The organism is Nocardia sp. NPDC058518, assembly GCF_042719655.1.
Lineage (GTDB): Bacteria > Actinomycetota > Actinomycetes > Mycobacteriales > Mycobacteriaceae > Nocardia.
Map to the genome: position 1 here is coordinate 1 of NZ_JBHXNJ010000045.1, position 4333 is coordinate 4333.

The 4333-nt window shown below is 61.6% G+C and carries 1 protein-coding gene; it reads left to right on the plus strand.

Annotated elements, in window-relative coordinates; translation table 11 throughout:
• Window positions 1–47: 47 nt before the first annotated feature.
• Window positions 48–4333: SDR family NAD(P)-dependent oxidoreductase (locus ACFWPX_RS36880; protein ID WP_378933743.1), on the plus strand; the 4286-nt coding region annotated here is incomplete at its 3' end.

Sequence of the window (4333 nt, forward strand, 5' to 3'; positions counted from 1 at the left end):
TGAAGTCGAATATTGGTCATTTGGAGGGTGCTGCGGGGATTGTTGGTTTGATCAAGGCGGTGGAGGTTCTTCGGCGTCGGGTGGTTCCGGGGAATTTGCATTTCAGTTCGTTGAATCCGAAGATTGATGTGTCGGGTTTCGATGTGGTGATCGGGTCTGGTTCGGTTGGGTTGGCGTCGTCGGGGTCGTTGGTGGCGGGTGTGTCGTCGTTTGGTTTCGGTGGGACGAATGCTCATGTGGTGTTGGAGTCCTATGACCGACCACACCGCAAGCGTTGGTCCTCGTCCCGACGGGACGCATGGCTGTTCACCGGTCAGGGCTCGCTGAAGTCGGGTGCGGCACAGCAGCTGTATGACGCGAACCGAGCCTTCCGAGAGGCGCTGGATCAACACACCGAAGAGCTCTCGACCCAGCTGAACGCGCCGATCTTGCGCTGGCTGCTCGAGCCGAGTCCTGAGAACGATCGGGAACTGCAGCAAACGCAGTTTCAGCAGCCCGCACTCGTCGCGATGCAATTGGCACAGATCGCGATGTGGGAAGAGCGGGGATTCCAGCCTTCCTCTGTGCTTGGCCATTCGATCGGTGAGTTCGCGGCGGCCGTGGCGGCGGGCGTGATGCACGCGAGTGACGCACTGTCGTTGTCGGTGGCCCGCGGACAGCTGATGTCCGAAGCCGGTGCAGGTGCCATGGCAGCGGTGATGGTCGCAGCCGACGAGCTGATCCCCACGCTGCCCGCGGGTGTGGTCGTCGCCGCGGAGAACGGGCCGACGTTGACTGTGGTCGCGGGTCCTACGGAGACGCTGCGGGCTTTCGTCCGTGAGGCCTACCCAGAGGCGCACGTGATGCTGGATGTCTCCCATGCGTTCCATTCGCCGATGATGCAGGGGGCGGCTGCGGACTTCGGCAAGAGTATGCAATCCCTGGCTTTGGCGGAGTCGACGGAGGGCGTCGAATTCATTTCTACACTTTCCGGGAATATCGAAGCCGATCGGCTGCGGACACCCGAGTACTGGCGAGATCAGATAGTGTCCCCGGTGAGGTTTCTGCAGGCAGTGCGGACTCTCTTCGAACAGCCGGATTCGATCGATGCCGTGATCGAAATAGGCCCGGGCTCCACGTTGGTCAACCTGGCGAAGCGGATTGCTCCCGATGCGCGAACGCACTGGATTTCATCGGCCGAAACGACTGGTGGCGCCCCCGGCCTGAGCCCACTTCGCCCGGTATCGGTTCCGTGGGAGAAGCCGAATGCAAAGAAGCCACTGAACCGCGGTGTGCCGACCGGTGGTCCTGACGCCGTTGCGTCCTCTGCGGTTTCGGCTGACTGTCTCTACTCGAGCGCGTGGGTGGAAGCGGTCGTGCCTTCTGAGTCGATGCCGTCCGGCGTGCATGTGTTGCTCTCGTGTTCGGATGTCGACGTCGACTTGCCGGAGGGTTGGGTCAGTCGGGTTGTCTTCGATGTGGAGTCGGTGGAAGACGTTCTCGGTGAGCAAGGGTGGGCTTGTGTCGCGGTTCTGAGTGATGGGCGCGAGTCCGATGTGCACTTCGGGCTTCGTGTGCTTCAGGTGTGTTCGGACGGTCGGGTTCCGGCTCCGGACAGGATCGTGTTCTTGTCGGCGGCGGAGTCAGCCGACGATGCCGGTCTTCGTGGACTGGCTCGGACGGCGCGGTTGGAGCATCCGGAGTTGGCGGTGCATTGCCTCGACGTCTCGGCCGGTCACCTTGTGCCGGCGTTGGCCCTGAGCCAAGGCGTCGGCTTGGAGCAGGAGTACCGGATCTCCGATGCCGGCGTCGTCGAGGTACCTCGGCTGCAGCGGCACGTCCTCGGTGGTGGGGAATTTGTGGCTGCGCCGGATGTGACGTATGTGGTCAGTGGTGGTTTGGGCGCTCTGGGTTTGGTAGTGGCGGAGTTCCTGGTGGATCGAGGTGCGCGGCATCTGGTGTTGCTGTCGCGGTCTGCCGGGTCTGTTGTGTCGGAGGAGGTTTCACGGTTGCGGCAGGTCGCTCGGGTGGAGTGCATTGCCTGTGATGTCAGTGATCTCCGCAGTGTGCGTGACGCGCACGACGCTGTGAGCCAGGCGGGAATGCCGGCGGTGGCTGGTGTTGTGCATGCTGCCGGTGTTTTGACTGATGGTGTGTTGGCGAATCAGTCCGGTGCGAAGTTGAAGCAGGCGTATGGGGCGAAGGTTCGGGGTGCGAAGAATCTGCGGAGTGTGTTCGCTCCGTCGGAGTTCTTGGTGTTGTTCTCTTCTGCTGCTGCGACTTTCGGTTCTGCGGGTCAGGGGAGTTATGCGGCGGCGAATGCGACGTTGGATGCGTTGGCGGAGTCGTGGTCGGCTCGGGGTGAGCGTGTGTTGTCGATTCAGTGGGGTGCGTGGTCCGAGGCTGGTATGGCGGTGCGCCATGACGCGGTCTCGCGTTCGGAGGCTTCTGGTTTCGGTGTGATCGACAACGAGCTCGGCATCGCGGTACTGGCCCAGTTGTTGGGTGGTCTCGCAACGGGGACGGTCTGCGCTTCCCCGATCGACTGGCAGGTACTCGCGCCCACCGAGCATCGATTCGGATTGATGACGAGCGCATCGCTCAAGCCCCAGCCCTCGCAGTCGTGGACCACAGAAGATCTCGAGCGTGTGGTGCAGGCCAACGTTCGCAGGTTCATGCCCTCGGCCGCATCCGACTTCACCCTTCCCTTCATGGAGGCAGGGCTCTCGTCCCTCGACCTGGTGCAGTTCAGGAAGGGGCTACTGACCGAACTGCCCGACTCTGTCGTCCTGCCCGCGCACTTCGCCTTCAACTACCCGACAGTGCGCGAAGTCGTGAAGTATCTGGCTACGCAGCTGAACGCGGATGCTCCGGAGGCGGCACAGGTACAGCACACCGTGTGGAAGCACCTCAACGACAAGAACGTTGGCGAACCACTGTTTCTCGTCGGTGGTGTGATGGGGTCTGTCGAGAAGACATTCGGCACCCTGGCCCAGGCTCTCTCCATCCCTGTCTACGGGGCGATGCCGCCGTTGCCTGCCAACCCTCACGCGAATGGGATCGTTCTCGAAGCAGTCGCCTCCGACCTTCGTGAAGCCATGATGAGAGAGGTTCCCAGCAGTCGATACAGCGTTGGAGGTATGTCGTTCGGAGCCACACTGGCGCTGGAGATGGGACTGCAGCTCGAACAAGAAGACATGCTGTCGAAGGTCGTGATGTTGGACCCCCGGCACATGGCGCCCTTTGTGGCCCCGAGCGATGCGGCTCCATTCGAAGAGCTGCTGGAACACTATCGTCCACAAGGCACCGTGGCTTCGCCGGTGATGGTCTTCCAGTGTGGCGTTCCTCCGCTCGATCAACAATCGGAAATGATGCGCGAAGCCAGCCGGTCATTTCAGAGCAGCGCAGAGATCGTCGAACGATGTCGAGCCCATTCTTCCAGTCTGGAGCTGATCCCCACGGAAGGGCATCACTTCAACTTCCTGTACAAGTACTTCGCCTCCATCGCTCGCCGAATCGAACAGGCCGGAGCAACTGGACGAGAGCAGGAGCTCGGATCCGTGCCGATCGCGATCGTCGGTAGTGCGTGTCGCTTGCCGGGCGATGTGTACTCTCCCGAGGATTTCTGGCAGATGTTGCAGGCCGGGACCGATTGTGTGGACGACATTCCGATCTCGCGCTTCGACATCGGGGAGGTCTTCGACGCGAGTCCGGATGCGGTGGGGCGCAGCTACACTCGGCGCGGCGCATTCATGAGCGACGTCGAGTACTTCGACCATAGCTTCTTCGGGATCTCACCGGCCGAAGCGAAGATGATGGACCCGCAACAGCGCCTCATGCTGGAAGTGTCGTTCGACGCCCTGCAGAACGCCGGATTCGATCGGGACAGCTTGCGGGGAGCACCGATCAGCGTGCACATGGGCTTGGCGAATGACGACTGGACCAGCATGGGCCGTGACAGCGAGGCCCATAACCCGTTCTTCGGTGCGGGAGTGTCGGGTTCGATCATGTCGAATCGGATCTCCTACCTGTTGGGTTTGACGGGCCCGAGTATGACGATCGATACCGCGTGTTCGTCATCGCTGGTGGCGGTCGACCTGGCGGTGGAGAAACTTCGGAGCGGTGTGTGTTCCGCGGCATTGGTCGGCGGCGTCAATGTCATGCTGCATCACAGAATGTATGTGAGCGCCTGTGCCACACGCGCGCTCTCGCCGGAGGGTCGTTGTGCGACTTTTGATGTGTCGGCTGATGGGTATTGTCGTGGTGAGGGTGTTGGTGCTGTTGTTTTGAAGCGTTTGAGTGATGCTGTGGTTGATGGTGATCGGGTTCTTGCGGTGATTCGTGGGACTGCGGT